General features: G+C 64.2%; 13 protein-coding genes. 7 read left to right on the top strand and 6 right to left on the bottom strand.

Features of this window, described 5'->3' with window-relative positions; genetic code table 11:
• Window positions 1-8 precede the first annotated feature (8 nt).
• The 5 genes from yjfF to AYK61_RS09140 form a co-directional block, all read right to left on the bottom strand.
• The gene (yjfF, locus tag AYK61_RS09155; protein ID WP_259467984.1) at window positions 9-1,046 is read right to left on the bottom strand and encodes a galactofuranose ABC transporter, permease protein YjfF; all 1,038 of its coding nucleotides are present in this window, start codon (window positions 1,044-1,046) and stop codon (window positions 9-11) included.
• Complete coding sequence (locus AYK61_RS27600; protein ID WP_128644729.1) at window positions 1,043-2,107, bottom strand: ABC transporter permease; 1,065 nt, start codon at window positions 2,105-2,107, stop codon at window positions 1,043-1,045. The genes yjfF and AYK61_RS27600 overlap by 4 nt, the downstream gene beginning before the upstream one ends.
• Window positions 2,104-3,717 carry a sugar ABC transporter ATP-binding protein gene (locus tag AYK61_RS09150; RefSeq protein WP_121870572.1) on the bottom strand — a complete coding sequence of 538 codons (1,614 nt, stop codon included), beginning with the start codon at window positions 3,715-3,717 and terminating at the stop codon, window positions 2,104-2,106. Before AYK61_RS09150 ends, AYK61_RS27600 begins: the two co-directional genes overlap by 4 nt.
• 11 nt (window positions 3,718-3,728) lie before the next feature.
• On the bottom strand, window positions 3,729-4,730 hold the full coding sequence (locus AYK61_RS09145) for an ABC transporter substrate-binding protein (RefSeq protein ID WP_121872595.1): 1,002 nt from the start codon (window positions 4,728-4,730) through the stop codon (window positions 3,729-3,731).
• A gap of 111 nt (window positions 4,731-4,841) precedes the next feature.
• Window positions 4,842-5,855 (bottom strand): aldose epimerase family protein, encoded by a 1,014-nt coding sequence (locus AYK61_RS09140; protein ID WP_183130217.1) that lies wholly within the window; start codon window positions 5,853-5,855, stop codon window positions 4,842-4,844.
• Between the two features lie 207 nt (window positions 5,856-6,062).
• Between AYK61_RS09140 and fdhA the strand changes: the two genes are divergently transcribed.
• The 5 genes from fdhA (at window position 6,063) to AYK61_RS09115 (ending at window position 9,849) form a co-directional block, all read left to right on the top strand.
• Window positions 6,063-7,280: a formaldehyde dehydrogenase, glutathione-independent gene (gene fdhA, locus AYK61_RS09135; protein ID WP_121872594.1), complete on the top strand. Its 1,218-nt coding sequence runs from the start codon at window positions 6,063-6,065 to the stop codon at window positions 7,278-7,280.
• A gap of 201 nt (window positions 7,281-7,481) precedes the next feature.
• Window positions 7,482-8,060, top strand: coding sequence for an RNA polymerase sigma factor (locus AYK61_RS09130; RefSeq protein ID WP_183130216.1), 579 nt, complete (start codon window positions 7,482-7,484; stop codon window positions 8,058-8,060).
• A complete protein-coding gene (locus AYK61_RS09125) occupies window positions 8,057-8,968 on the top strand; it encodes a hypothetical protein (RefSeq protein WP_121870569.1) in 912 nt (303 codons plus the stop codon). Before AYK61_RS09130 ends, AYK61_RS09125 begins: the two co-directional genes overlap by 4 nt.
• A gap of 25 nt (window positions 8,969-8,993) precedes the next feature.
• Window positions 8,994-9,197: a zinc-ribbon domain-containing protein gene (locus AYK61_RS09120; protein WP_121872593.1), complete on the top strand. Its 204-nt coding sequence runs from the start codon at window positions 8,994-8,996 to the stop codon at window positions 9,195-9,197.
• A gap of 22 nt (window positions 9,198-9,219) precedes the next feature.
• Window positions 9,220-9,849, top strand: a complete 630-nt coding sequence (locus AYK61_RS09115; protein ID WP_121870568.1) for a luciferase family protein — start codon at window positions 9,220-9,222, stop codon at window positions 9,847-9,849.
• A 62-nt stretch (window positions 9,850-9,911) separates the two neighbouring features.
• On the opposite strand, the gene AYK61_RS09110 is transcribed toward AYK61_RS09115, so the two are convergent.
• Window positions 9,912-11,069 (bottom strand): beta-ketoacyl synthase N-terminal-like domain-containing protein, encoded by a 1,158-nt coding sequence (locus AYK61_RS09110; protein WP_121870567.1) that lies wholly within the window; start codon window positions 11,067-11,069, stop codon window positions 9,912-9,914.
• Between the two features lie 192 nt (window positions 11,070-11,261).
• Between AYK61_RS09110 and AYK61_RS09105 the strand changes: the two genes are divergently transcribed.
• Together AYK61_RS09105 and AYK61_RS09100 are read left to right on the top strand one after the other, a co-directional pair.
• Entirely contained in the window at window positions 11,262-12,869 is a 1,608-nt protein-coding gene (locus AYK61_RS09105; protein WP_121870566.1) for a bifunctional diguanylate cyclase/phosphodiesterase, read from the top strand.
• 113 nt (window positions 12,870-12,982) lie between these two features.
• Window positions 12,983-13,915 carry an arabinofuranosidase gene (locus AYK61_RS09100; protein WP_121870565.1) on the top strand — a complete coding sequence of 311 codons (933 nt, stop codon included), beginning with the start codon at window positions 12,983-12,985 and terminating at the stop codon, window positions 13,913-13,915.

Genomic DNA, 13,915 nt, shown 5'->3' with positions numbered 1-13,915 from the left:
GGTCGTAGTCATCTACGTCTCGCCGTCATCAGTCGCTGGGCCACGACGAACAGAAGCAGTAGGACTCCGATAGTGATTCGCGTCCACCAGGAACTCAGCGTTCCGTCGAACGCGATGAATGTCTGGATCGCACCGAGAATGAGCACGCCTACAAGCGAACCCAGCACGTATCCGCGTCCACCGGTGAGCAACGTTCCGCCGATCACCACCGCCGCGATCGCGTCGAGTTCCATACCGACGGCGTTGAGGCTGTAGCCGGACAGGGCGTAGAAGGAGAAAAGGAGTCCGGCGAGTGCAGCGCAGAATCCACTGATCGCGTAGACGCCCACCTTCACCGCGGCAACTTTGAGCCCCATCAGCAGTGCGGACGCTTCGTTGCCGCCGATGCCGTACACCGAGCGACCGAAGCGGGTGCAGGCCAGGACGTACATGGCGACCGCCACTACGACGAGTGCGATCACCACGCTCCACGTGATCGTGTAACCCCCGGGGAGTTCGATCACGGCGAAGGCGATGGACGAGAAGGTGTCGTCGGTGATCGGAATGGACTCGACGCCGATCATGTAGCACAGGCCGCGGGCGAGGAACATGCCGGCGAGTGTGGCGACGAACGGCTGAATCTGCAGGTAGTGAATCAACGCTCCCATGATCGTGCCGAGCACCGTTCCGCACAGCAGCACCACCGCCATGACGACGAACGGCGACCAGCCCAATTGCAGTGTGCGTGCAGCGATCATGGTCGACAGTGCCACTACGGATCCGACGGACAGATCGATACCCCCGGTGAGGATCACGAACGTCATTCCGACCGCGAGAACGATCAGGAAGGAGTTGTCGATCAGCAACGACAGGAACACCTGTGGGTCGGCGAATCCGCTGTAGCGGAATTCGCCGAGTCCGAAGAGGCCGATGAACAGCGCGAATGTTGCGATGACCGGCAGGAATCGGGTCGGCGGAGAGTAGCGCCGGATGCGGTCCCACGTCGACGGCGACGGGACCGGTGCACTGGTGGAGGTGGTGGGGGGAGCAGTCAGCAGATCACTCACGCTCGTACCGCCTTGGTCGAGTCGGGTCGCACGAAGGACCGCAGCGTGGCGCGGATTCGCGGTGATTGCAGGAGGCAGACCACGATGATGACGACTGCCTTGAACAGGTAGTTGGCCTCGGACGGAATGCCGACGTTGGTGATGGTGCGAGTGAGAGTGCCGATCAGCAGTGCGCCGACCACGGTGCCCGCGATGGAGAATCGGCCACCGGTGAGCGCGGTGCCGCCGATGACGACGGCCAGAATGGCGTCCAGCTCGATCCATTGGCCGAGGCTGTTGGCGTTCACCGAGTTGGTGTTGGCGGCAATGATCAGGCCGGCCGTTCCCGAGCACACCGCGGCGAACACGTAGACGGTCCAGACGATCGTGCGCGAGCGCACACCGGCCAATCTGCTTGCCTCCGGATTGATTCCGACTGCCTCGACGAGCATTCCCAGAGCGGTGCGACGCGTCAGCACCGCGGTACCCGCAACCACCACGAGCGCGATGATGAGGGCGAGCGGCAGACCGAGAAAGGTGCCGGACGCGAGTTCGCTGAACGCAGCGTTGTTGACGGTCGTGATGTTTCCGTCGGTGATCAACATGGCGAGCCCACGGCCGGCGACCATCAGAATCAACGTCGCGATGATGGGCTGAATACCGAAGACGGACACGAGAAGTCCGTTCCACAGACCGAGCAGCAAGCACGCGCCCAGCGCCCAGACGACGGCCATGATCATGGTCGTCGTGGCACCCTCGTCCGGTGCGGCGGCGATTCGGGTGCAGGCGACCGCGGCGGCGATCACTGCGACCGCGCCGACGGAGAGGTCGATACCGCGAGTGGCCACCACCAGCGTCATGCCGACGGCGACGAGGATGAGGGGCGCGGAGTTGCGCGCGATGTCGACGACGTTACCGAACAGTCCGCCATTCTCGATGCGAATATCGAGGAAGTCCGGTGTGACAACGACATTGACGACGATCAGTGCGATCAATGCCAGCAGCGGCCAGACCACGGGCTGGGTGAAAGCGGAGCGGACGCGCGCAGGCGCGGCGGTCTTCGGTTCGAGAGTTCGAGTCATGGTGCGACAGTCCTGTCGATGTTCGAGGCGGTGACCGCGGTGGGTTCGTCGGTACGAACGCCCGCTGCGATGGTGGCCAGCACGTCGCCCACCGACACTCCGTCGTTGATGCGTTCGTCGATCTTGCGGCGATCGCGCATGATCACGATGCGGTCGCTCAGGCGCAGAATCTCTTCGAGTTCGGCGGAGATGAATACCACCGACATTCCCCGGGCCGCGAGATCGGCGACCAGAGTTTGAATCTGAGCTTTCGCGCCGATGTCGATGCCACGCGTGGGTTCGTCGAGGATCAGCAGTTCCGGTTCGGTGATGAGCCAGCGGGCGAGCAGAACCTTCTGTTGGTTGCCACCGGACAGGTTGCGCATCGAGGCATTCGGATCTGCGGGCCGGATGTCGAGTGCAGTGATGTAGTCCTGCACGAGCTTGTGTCTCGTCGCTCGGGGAATGGGTCGTAGCCATCCCCGCTTCGCCTGCAGTGCGAGCATCATGTTGTCTGCCACCGACAGGTCGCCGACGACGCCGTCTGCCTTGCGATCCTCGCTGGTGAGCGCGATGCGTCGGTCCGCGGCCTGCCGAGGACTGCGAATGCGATGTTTGGTGGAGTGCACCTCGATGGATCCGGAATCCGCCCTGTCGGCCCCGGCGAGCAGTCGGGCCAATTCGGTGCGACCTGAGCCGAGCAGGCCTGCGACGCCGACGACTTGGCCTGCGTGAAGGCGAAGATCCGTTGCCTCGAGAGCGCCCTTGCGGCCGATGCCGAGTACCTCCACGACGGGAGCGTCTCCTGGCGCCACCACTACCGGTTCGCGGCTGTCGAGTTCGCGCAGAGTGTCGAGTTCGCGTCCGATCATCAGCTCGACCAACTCGAACTGCGGGGTGTCGGCAACCAGTCGCTCGGAGACGAACTTGCCGTTTCGCAGGATCGTCATCCGATCGGAGATGCGATAGATCTGGTCGAGGAAGTGCGAGACGAACACGATCGACGTCCCGTTGCCCCGAAGACGCTCGATCACCGAATACAGAGTCTCGACCTCGTCCTTGTCCAGACTCGACGTCGGTTCGTCGAGGATCAGAACCCGAGCATCGACGTCGACCGCGCGGGCGATCGCGACGAGTTGCTGCACGGCGATCGGGTGATCACCGACGATCGACGACGGTTCGATGTCGAGACCGAGCCGGTCCAGAGTGGTGCGTGCACGACGGTTCATCGCGCGTCTGTCGATTCCGCCGATGGCTCCCAACACTTTTCCGGGGAGCCGACGGGGTTCGCGGCCCAGGAGCATGTTCTCGGCAACCGTCAGATTGGGAAGCAGATTCACTTCCTGGTAGACGGTGCTGATACCTGCAGCCTGGGCCGCGCTCGGAGTGGCGAACTCGTGCTCGGTCCCGTCGATGGTGACGGTTCCGTTGTCGATCGAATAGACGCCGGTCAGAGCTTTGATCAACGTCGACTTACCGGCACCGTTCTCACCCATCAGTGAGTGCACTTCGCCGGGAAAGAGTCGGAGCGAGACCCCGTCGAGGGCTCGAACGGCACCGAAGGTGATCGAGATGTTCTTCATCTCCACGATGGGAACCGGCTCCGCAGCGGGAACGGTATCGGTGGTCATGAAGACGTACCTCAGTACTGGCGGTCGGCGAGTACGGCGGCCGCCTGATCGGACGTGAAAGTGGTCTCCTCGGTGACGACCCGCTTGGGTACGTCCTCACCCTTGACGACTTTGTCGGTCAGCTCCATCAGCTGAGGTCCGAGAAGGGGATTGCACTCGACGATGAAGTCGATCTTGCCGTCGGCGAGGGCCTGCATTCCGTCCTTGACAGCGTCGACCGTGATGATCTTGATGTCCTTGCCCGGCACCAGTCCGGCGGCCTCGATGGCTTGGATTGCGCCGATGCCCATGTCGTCGTTCTGAGCGAAGACGACGTCGATCTGGCCGCGGTTGGAGTTCAGGAACGACTCCATGACCTGCTTGCCGCCGTCGCGCGTGAAGTCGCCGGTCTGCGACGCTGTGATGGCGATGTTCGGCTCGCTGCCGATAGCCTGGCGGAATCCCTCGGCGCGGTCGATGGCCGGAGCGGCACCGGTGGTGCCTTCGAGTTCGACCACGTTGATCTTGCCGTCTCCGGTGGTATCGGCGATCGCGCTGTTCTGCACCAACCAGTCACCGGCCTTTACGCCTTCTTCGACGAAGTCCGACCCGAGGAATGTCGCGTAGAGCGAATCGTCGGTGGTGTCGACCGCACGGTCGGTGAGAATCACGGGGATGTCGGCTCGCTTCGCTTCCTGCAGAACAGGTTCCCACCCGGTCTCGACAACCGGGCTGAAGGCGATGACGTCGACCTTCTGCTGGATGTAGGTGCGAATCGCCTTGATCTGGTTCTCCTGTTTCTGCTGTGCGTCGGAGAACTTCAGATCGACGCCGGCTTCGGTGGCTGCCTCTTGAATCGATGTCGTGTTCGCGGTCCGCCAGCCGCTTTCGGCACCGACCTGGGAAAAGCCCAGGACGGTACCGCCTTCGCTGCCGCCGCCGGACGCGTCGTCGCCTCCGCTGCTGCACGCGCTCAGGACGATCGCGCCGCTCAGGACGAGCGCGCTTGCCGCAAAAAATGTTTTGGACGCCATGGTGATCTCCTCGATGTCGCCACTCCGCTGTGACGTGTGCAACATAGTGTGAGCGTTAACATCGGCAGTCGTCAATAGTTCGGCCAAGATCGATCGAAGAATTGTTAACGCTCACCCACGGTGGTCGACAGAGAACTTCCACTCGATGAGGGACCGGTACGTCTCGCCGGTGTTCAGTTCGGCCGACGGGAAGTTCGGATGATTCGGCCCGTCGGGAAACAGCTGAGGTTCGAGCGCTATGCCGTCTCCCTGGCGCAGCATGGTTCCGCGGCGCGAGACATCGCTACCGTCCAGGAAGTTGCCGGTGTACACCTGCAGCCCGGGCTGATCGGTCCACACCTCGAGTGCGGTACGGCTGCGCGCCGAGGAGAGCCTTGCCGCGCACCGCAACCCGTCGCCGTCGACGACGAAGTTGTGGTCGATTCCCCTGGCCGCCGACAATTGCGGGTGGCCGGCGCGGGCGAGATCGCCGACGCGACCCGGCTCTCGGAGATCGAGCGCACTGCCTGCGACGTCGTCGATGCTCCCGGTGGGAATGCCGTCCGGATTCACGGGAGTGAACGACGACGCGAAGACCTGGAGCACGTGGTCGTCGATGCCGTGACCGTCGAGGTCGAAGTATGCATGCGAGGTCAGGTTCACCACGGTCGTCGCGGTCGTGGTGGCGGTCAACTCCAAGCGCACGGTGTCGTCCGTGACCGAGAACCGTGCCCGCGCACGAACCTCGCCCGGGTAGCCCTGATCCCCGTCCGGGCTGATCAGTTCGAGTTCGACCGAGTCCACCGATCGCTCGACGACGGTCCAGTGTCGCGAGTCGAAGCCGTCGGCGCCGCCGTGAAGGTGATTGACGCCGTCGTTGATCGTCAGCTGTACCGGCCGTCCGTCGATGTCGAGCCGTCCATCCGCGATGCGGTTGGCGTACCGACCCACCGTGGAGCCGAAATAGGCTGTGGACGAGCGTAATTCGCTCTCCCCGGCTAGGCCCACGAGAACGTCGCGTCGCTGTCCGTCGCCGCAGGTGACCGACATGCGCTGCAGGGTGGCACCGTAGGTGAGCACGTCCACCTCGACGCCGGGCGCGGAGCCGATCGTGACGGTCTGGCTGGAATTCTCATCGGATGGCACGGCTCGACGATAGCGCCGGCCAGTGGGATCGGTGCTGTGATCGTTGCGTGCGGCGGGCGGCGCGACCCGCATTCGCACGTGCGCATACTATGGTGTGATGCAGGCCACATCGTCTCGCGTTCACTGACGAAGATGCACGAAAACTGTGAGCGCCCAATCGATCTCGGTCTGTCGATCGCACCAGGAATCCGCCGAACAGGAGAAATCGTGGCAGACAACAGAGCAGTGACGTACGCCGGACCGGGCAAGGTAGAGGTTCAGGACATCGCATTTCCGGGCCTGGAGTTGACCGACGGCCCCGGAGTGAACCCGGCGAACATCGGACGCAAGTGCGAGCACGGAGTGATCCTGAAGGTCGTGTCGACCAACATCTGCGGCAGTGATCAGCACATGGTCCGTGGGCGAACTACTGCACCTGAAGGGCTGGTGCTCGGCCACGAGATCACCGGTGAAATCGTCGAGGTCGGACGCGACGTCGAGTTCCTGAAGGTGGGAGACATCTGCTCGGTTCCGTTCAACATCGCCTGCGGACGGTGTCGAAACTGCAAGGAGCGCAAGACGGGAATCTGTCTCAATGTGAACCCCGATCGACCGGGCTCGGCATTCGGCTACGTCGACATGGGCGGGTGGGTCGGCGGCCAGGCCGAGTACGTCATGGCACCCTACGCAGACTTCAACCTGCTGAAGTTCCCCGATCGCGACCAGGCTCTGGAGAAGATACTGGACCTGACCATGCTCTCGGATATCTTTCCCACCGGATTCCACGGGGCCGTCACCGCAGGAGTGAAACCCGGTGCGACGGTGTACATCGCGGGCGCGGGACCGGTCGGCCTCGCCGCCGCAGTCGGTGCGCAATTGCTGGGAGCATCGGTGGTGATCGTCGGCGACATGAACGCCGAGAGGCTGGCCCAGGCGCGAACGTTCGGCTGCGAGACCGTCGACGTGGGCAAGGGCGCACCGCAAGATCAGATCGAACAGATTCTCGGCGTGCCCGAGGTCGACGCCGCGGTGGATGCGGTGGGCTTCGAGGCCCGCGGTCACGGTGGAGATTCGTCCAGGGAGGCCCCGGCCACGGTCCTGAACTCGCTGATGGACATCACCACAGCGGGCGGCGGAATCGGCATCCCGGGGTTGTACGTGACCGGCGATCCCGGCGGTGTGGACGAGGCTGCTCAGCGTGGTGCTCTGTCGCTCAGCCTCGGCACCGGTTGGGCAAAATCGCTGTCCTTCGCCACCGGGCAGTGCCCGGTGATGAGCTACCACCGCGAACTGATGAATGCGATTCTCTCGGAGCGGGTCTCGATCGCGAAAGCTGTCAATGCAACTGTGATCTCGCTCGACGACGCTCCGCGGGGCTACCGCGAATTCGACAGTGGAGTCGCACAGAAGTTCGTCATCGATCCACACGGCATGATCGCCAGCTGACGCCACCGCGCGACGACGGCCGCCCTCGCTACCCAGTGTGAGAGGGCGGCCTTTCCGTGTGTGCAACGGACGCAACCCGAACCGACAGGCCACGCGAGGCGAATCCCGCCGACGACCCCGCTTCGGATGTCCTGGTGCAGTGTGAGCGGTGTCACTGGTGTGTACTTCAACTGTTCCGATGCCCCGAGGCAAGTAACAGGTATGACGATGATGCGTTTCGGCCCGACCCGGATCCGTCCCGGGCGGCACCCGAACACGGTGATGCCACCTTCGGACGAGGCAGGTGAATTCGCAGGAGTCTACGAGGACCATGCCCGCACGATCCACCGGTACCTGGCTCGTCGAGTGGGAGTCGACCTCGCCGACGACCTGACGGCGGACACGTTCTCCGTGGCGTTCTCGGGATGGGCGAGCTACGACCCGACCAGGGGCGGCGTGCTGCCTTGGCTGTACGGCATTGCGGGACATCAGCTCTCACGGCACCGCCGCCGCGAGGTCTCGGGCTACCGTGCGTTGGCGCGACACGGCATCGATCCGGTCGCGGAGACGGGCTTCGAGTCCGCTGTCGTCGACCGAGACAGTGCACATCGTCGGACCCAGGCACTAGCAGGCGCGTTGGCCGCCCTGTCCTCGTTCGACCGGGACGTCCTGCTGTTGGTCGCCTGGGAAGACCTGACGTACGAGCAGGTCGCGTCGGCGCTCGACGTGCCCGTGGCGCGCGTTCGATCTCGACTGCACCAGGCCCGCAAAACTTTACGATCGTTCGAGGAGAAATCATGAACCTGCACGAGACCGACATGAGCACCTTCGAGCGAAGCGGCAGCCTGCGCGAGTTTCGCAGCGGCATCGCACCGATGTCCGATCAGGCCTATGCCGAGGGGCTCGCTGCGGCCACCGAACCGGCACCGGCCGAAAAGGCGGGCCCGGCATTCGGTCGATGGACCGCTGCCGCCGCAGCCGTCGTCGCAGTGATGGTCCTCGGCCTGCAACTCAGCGGAGGCGGTACGCCGAGCGAGGCAGTGGCGGCCACCGTTCTCGACAGAGCGGCCGTCGCCGCGTCCTCGGCACCGCCCTTGGATCTGCCATCCCAGGGGTGGGTGTACCGGGAGATCTTGCGGCAGAACGGGCCGAGTTGGGTGACTGTTCAGGTATGGGAATCCGTCGACGGCAGTGCTCCGGGCCTGATGACCTCGACCGAGAACGGTGCGTCGCAGTCGACGACGCTTCCGGTGGGCGACCAGTCGATCCTCGCGTCTCGTTCGCTGTCCGCACTCGAGCAATTGCCCGACGATCCGGCGAAGGTTCTCGACGACTTGAGGAAAGACCCGGCCACCGCAGCCGACATGTCGCTGAACGACGTCGACGAAGACGTCGCCGTGTGGGAGCAGATTCGAGCCCTCAGTGAGCGGGTGCCGGTGCAGAAGCAATCGGTACTGTTTCGAGCGGCCCAGGACATCGAAGGTCTCGATGTCGAATCCGGAGTCACCGATGCCGCCGGCCGTAGTGGCACCGCACTGGGTCTCGACGATCCTCGACTGGGAATCATCCAGCTGGTGTTCAGCGACGAAGACGGCCGGTTGCTCGGAGAACGAATTCTGCAGCGCGACAACCGATCGACTCAGTTCTCGAGTTCGGTGACGAACATCGCGGTCGTGCCGGCCATCGGTGACGTCCCAGCGCCGCGATGACGAGGGACGCACCTATGCTGGCGTCATGTTCCTTCTCTTCGGCTTCGGCAGCAAGCGCAAACACATCGGCTCGGGTGCCACGCGAACCTGCCCACGCTGCCACAACGTCACGCAGTGGGCGCGCATGAAGCAGTACCAACAGTTCACGCTGTTCTTCGTGCCGGTCGCACGCTGGAAGCGAGTCGAGTTCGAGGAATGCGGAATCTGCGGCGAGGCAGTGTCGGTGTGAGTGCCTGCAGAATTCTCGTCTCGTGAGGATCGCCGAGGACTATGCGGCGTGGAAGGCGCTCGGCCCCGGCGGGCTACCCGCCAACGTGGTGGGTTGGGCCATCACCAAGATCCTCACCCCGCTCGGTAGGGATCCGCTGACCGTCCGTGACGCCGTCGCCGACGCTGCCTCGCCGACGTGGGAACTGCCGGCCCGGCCCGGGCCCCGTCCCTCGGTTGCCCCTTATCCGATTCCGCATCGCCAGCTGAACGGCATCGCGCCGGGCGGCCCGGTGTCGGTGTTCGACGTTCTCGAGTCCCACGCGCGAACCGACTCCGATCGCCTGTACCTGGGCACGAGTCATTTCGAGAAGCGCGGGCAGGCCCTGTACGTGGTCGCCGAGAACCGGCGACCCGGTGTGGTGACTCGAGCAGGCGGGGAGATCGCTCACGTCCACCCCAGCGACGGGTCGCTGCACGTCGTCGCGCAGCACGGCGATGCCCAGCGCATCATCGATGCCGGTTGGGGAGAACTGCATCCGTTGGCCGGCCGCCCACCGATCGGACTTCCTGAGCCCTACGTGTTGTTGTACTCGCCCCGAGACCGCTACGACGTAGAGCAGATCACCAGGATCCTCGATCGTGTTGTCGAAACCGCCTTGCGCACCGGCTGATTGCAGCAGTACCGCTCGGGGGCTCGGCAGCCAACGCGGGCTGCCGAGCCCCCGCGAGCGACTCATGCCGGTGCCAGCACCACCACCGAGTTGTGTCCGCCCATTCCCAGGGACGATTTGACGGTCAATCCGGGCTCCGCCGCGGTGAAACCGTCGAGCAGCAGGGGGTGAGCATCCGAGACCTGCGGGGCAGCCGGCACGAGTCCGCGCTCGAATCCCATGACCGCAGAGATGGTTTCGATCGCCGACGCGGCTCCTTGGCAATGTCCCGTCAACGGCTTCACCGAGTACACCTGAGCGTGGGAGTCCAGCACTGTCTCCAACATGGTGGCTTCTGCCGCATCGCACTGAGCGGTGCCGGGGCCGTGGGCATTGAGATACCGCACCTGCTGGGCAGTGACGTCGGCGTCGACCAACGCCTGCTCGAAGCAGGCCCGCACCTGGGTGAGCGCAGGGTCGATCGAGGTGGCATGAAACGCGTCGTGTGTCATCGAACCGCCGAGTACCCGTGCATACGAGGCCGAGCTGCGCGTCGACAGAACGAAGGCCGTTGCGGCCTCACCCATTCCGAACCCGCGGCTGCCCTCTTGGAACGGCCGGCAGCCTTGCTGTGGCTCGACGTCGACCACACCGACGCCGAGCTTCACGAAGTGGTCGATGTTCTCCGGCGTCAGGGACAGATCCGTGGCGACGAACACCACGTCGTCGACGAATCCGGTATCGAGCCACATCTTGGCGGTGAGCAGACCTGCATTGCCCGACGCGCACATCGCCGAGACGTTCATGGCCGGGCCGTGAAAGCCGTATTCCTGCATCAGGAGGGACACCGGGGTCGACGGCATCAGCGTCAGATAGTCACGAACTCGGCGTTCTCCGCCGTCGCGTAGATAGAAGTTGCGCCACTCGTCCACTTCACCCAGAACGACGGCATGGATCAGACCCACCCGTCGACCCGGCTGCCAGCCCCGCGCCATCGCGTCGTCGACGGCCTCGCGTGCCGCCCCGCGAAGCGCCCGTCCGAATCGGCTGGTGCTGTCGCTCCGATCCCCGCCCTCGGGGACTTTCGCCAGCCAGACCGGATTTTGTCCCGGCCGGGTGAGGTCGTGGTGCAGCGTCGCCGCCGCCTTGCCCGTGGACAGGCCGTCCCACAGGGCGGATGCGCCCCAGCCGTAGCCGGACACTGCGCCGATCCCGGTGATGTCGATGCCGTGAGAGCTCATCGTCGAAATCCGTTTCTTTTCGAGGTACGCGAACCGGATTCGGTTCGCTCCTCGATTTAGCCCCGCAAACCGGCATCAGGTCCAGTCGAGAAAAGGGACATACAGTCCGAAACGGACGTGAGTCGCCAACGGCACGTTGGTAAGTGGTTCAATCGGGTGTTGACCGTCCGCCTACGATCGCGAGGACCGAGCATGGCTCCAGGGGAGCGTGATGGCGTCGGCGACCCTCGATCGCTTCCCGCGTCGCCCGGACTCGCCGATCGTTACCGAGTTCTCGTCGAGCATTCACCGGACGCGATCGGTGTCCATCGACGCGGCATCCTCGTCTACCTCAACCCAGCCGGGATGCGGTATCTGCGCGCCGAGGATCCTGCGGACGTCGTCGGGCATCCGATCACGGAGTTCATCGCCACCGAATCGGTGGGACCCATGCTCGAGCGGATCTCTGCCCTCGACGCACACGGCACTGCCAGCGCCGCGTCGGAGGCAACGGTGCTGGCCCTCGACGGTACGACGCTGACGATGGAAGCGGTATCGGTGCGCACCGTGTGGAACGGTGAGGCGGCGTTCCAGGTCATTCTTCGGGATCTCACCGAACACAAGGCCGCGCAGAAGGCGCTGCAGAAGCAAGCCGCGCTGGTCGAGCACGTCAGCGATGCCATCATCGGTGTGTCAGCCGACGGTCTGGTCTCGAGTTGGAATCCTGCTGCGGAGTCGGTCTACGGGAGACCGGCAGCGGAGGTGCTCGGTCGTGACGTCTCGACGGCCGTAGGGGTGCCCTGCGACCCGGCCGCGATTCTCGCTGTCGGCGGCCGACTGTGCGATTCCCATCGGCGTGCGGACGGGTCGGCGCTCGCGGTGATCGTTTCGGCTGCTCAGATGCCCGACGGCTACGTGTTGGTCTGCGCCGACCAGAGTGCAGTACGCAGAGTCGAGGAACATTTCACCGCGGTCGTGGAATCCCTGGAGGCAGGTGTCGTCGTTCTCGATCACACCGGCCGAATCGAATCGGCGAACCTGGCTGCGAAGACCATTCTCGACATTCAGGTCGGATTGGCGACTGCAGGGCAGGCGTCGGTGCTTCCGTTCCGGGTGTACGGCACCGACGAAGCGCCGATTCACCCGTTCGAGCATCCCGTCGCCGTCACCAGGAAAACCGGCGAGCCCTGCCAGGCGGTGATCGGGATCGAACGTCGCCGAGACGGCCGAAACTTCTGGCTGTCCTTGACGGCGACGATGCTCACCGCGGGCGACCCGACCCCCTCGGTCGTCGCGACGTTCGTCGACATCACCGACACCTATCGGATGAGCATGAAGCTCGAGCATGCGGCGACACACGACGATTTGACCGGATTGCCGAACAGGCCGTTGATCCTGGCTCGTCTGGACGAACAGCTGGCGGAGCCCGATCGCGAGGACTCCATGGCCGTGCTGTTCATCGACCTCGACAACTTCAAGACCATCAACGATCTGCACGGTCATACCGTCGGCGACGCCGTTCTGGGAGTGGTCGCAGACCGTCTGACGCGAGCTCTTCCGGCCGACGCCTTCGTGGGTCGGATCGGGGGCGACGAGTTCGTGGCGGTCGTGTCGCGTTGTGTGGGTACCGAGGCCGACGATGTTCGCGCCGAACTCGCCACACCTATCACGGCCGCCGGGCGGGTGTTGACGGTGACGGCGAGCATCGGTGGCGTCACCGTCGATCGCGACGACACCCGAAGTGCTTTGGACATACTCGACGATGCCGATCACGAGATGTACCAGGCCAAGCCTATTTCGCAGTACATTTCGCATTCATAACAACATCGGTAGCGATCTGTTGTATCTGTTACCAAAGGTACGCATGGTGCGTATGGGTCGGCCATACTTCTTCGGTGATATCGACCGTACGTAGGTTCCTGTTCGTCGTACCGATGGTGATCCTGGCGGTCGCCGGGCTGATGTTCTCCACTGCGGGAACCGGTGCCGCTGCACCCTCTGCGTGGCGCTACACGATGGTGGCGTTCAGCAACGACAGCGATCGAGACATGGATGTCTACGAATCCAGCGACGGCACCGACTTCACCGCACTGCAGACATCGGCGTACCGACCTCCGTCCGGTGTGGTGCGCGATGCGAGCATATTCCGGCACACCGACGGTATGTACTACGTGACGTACACGACGGGCGGCGGGGCGAACATCGGCTTCGCGCGCAGCAGCGACCGCGTGAATTGGACGTTCCTGCAGAACTTCCCGATCCCGTTCTGCTGCGCTTTCCTGCCGGGCACCGGAGCCGGCACCGGATCGGCCAGCCCGCCCGGATTCAGCGGATCGGCCGGATTCTCGGACGGACCGTCACTGTCTCCGTTCACCACGAAGGCATGGGCACCGGAGTGGTTCGTCGAGGGCGACCGCGTCAGCGTCATCGTGTCGCTGTCGACCGGCGGCGGGTTCGTCCCGTATCTGATGACGGCCATGGATCCGGGCCTGAGGATGTGGAACTTCCCGGTTCCGTTCGTCGGCATCGGTGCGGACCACATCGACACCACGGTGGTCAAAGTGGGGCCGACCTACCACGCACTCACCAAGAACGAGACCAACAAGGTCATCGAACACTGGACGGCACCGTCGTTGATCGGTCCGTACACCCTCGTCCCCATCCGCGATTTCGGACCACTGAAAGAAGGTCCGGCCGTCATCGAATTACCCGACGGCACATGGCGGTTGTACTACGACGACTACACCAACCGGAAGTACTTCTACTCCGACAGTACCGACGGGTTGAACACCTGGTCCGAGCCTCGGGAACTCCCGGGTGTGTCGGACACCGTCCGCCACATCGGTGTGATGAGAGAGCCCGCCTGA

The organism is Rhodococcus sp. SBT000017, from assembly GCF_003688915.1.
Lineage (GTDB): Bacteria > Actinomycetota > Actinomycetes > Mycobacteriales > Mycobacteriaceae > Rhodococcoides.
The sequence above is the reverse complement of the archived record's forward strand: the minus strand, read 5'-3'. Positions and strand labels throughout refer to the sequence as shown.

What these genes read in the sequence shown, in the direction of transcription:
- AYK61_RS27600 (WP_128644729.1), bottom strand. Translation starts at nt 2,107, where the DNA reads ATGACTCGAACTCTCGAACCGAAGACCGCCGCGCCTGCGCGCGTCCGC.
- AYK61_RS09150 (WP_121870572.1), bottom strand. Translation starts at nt 3,717, where the DNA reads ATGACCACCGATACCGTTCCCGCTGCGGAGCCGGTTCCCATCGTGGAG.
- AYK61_RS09145 (WP_121872595.1), bottom strand. Translation starts at nt 4,730, where the DNA reads ATGGCGTCCAAAACATTTTTTGCGGCAAGCGCGCTCGTCCTGAGCGGC.
- AYK61_RS09130 (WP_183130216.1), top strand. Translation starts at nt 7,482, where the DNA reads ATGACGATGATGCGTTTCGGCCCGACCCGGATCCGTCCCGGGCGGCAC.
- AYK61_RS09125 (WP_121870569.1), top strand. Translation starts at nt 8,057, where the DNA reads ATGAACCTGCACGAGACCGACATGAGCACCTTCGAGCGAAGCGGCAGC.
- AYK61_RS09120 (WP_121872593.1), top strand. Translation starts at nt 8,994, where the DNA reads ATGTTCCTTCTCTTCGGCTTCGGCAGCAAGCGCAAACACATCGGCTCG.
- AYK61_RS09110 (WP_121870567.1), bottom strand. Translation starts at nt 11,069, where the DNA reads ATGAGCTCTCACGGCATCGACATCACCGGGATCGGCGCAGTGTCCGGC.
- AYK61_RS09105 (WP_121870566.1), top strand. Translation starts at nt 11,262, where the DNA reads ATGGCTCCAGGGGAGCGTGATGGCGTCGGCGACCCTCGATCGCTTCCC.
- AYK61_RS09100 (WP_121870565.1), top strand. Translation starts at nt 12,983, where the DNA reads ATGGTGATCCTGGCGGTCGCCGGGCTGATGTTCTCCACTGCGGGAACC.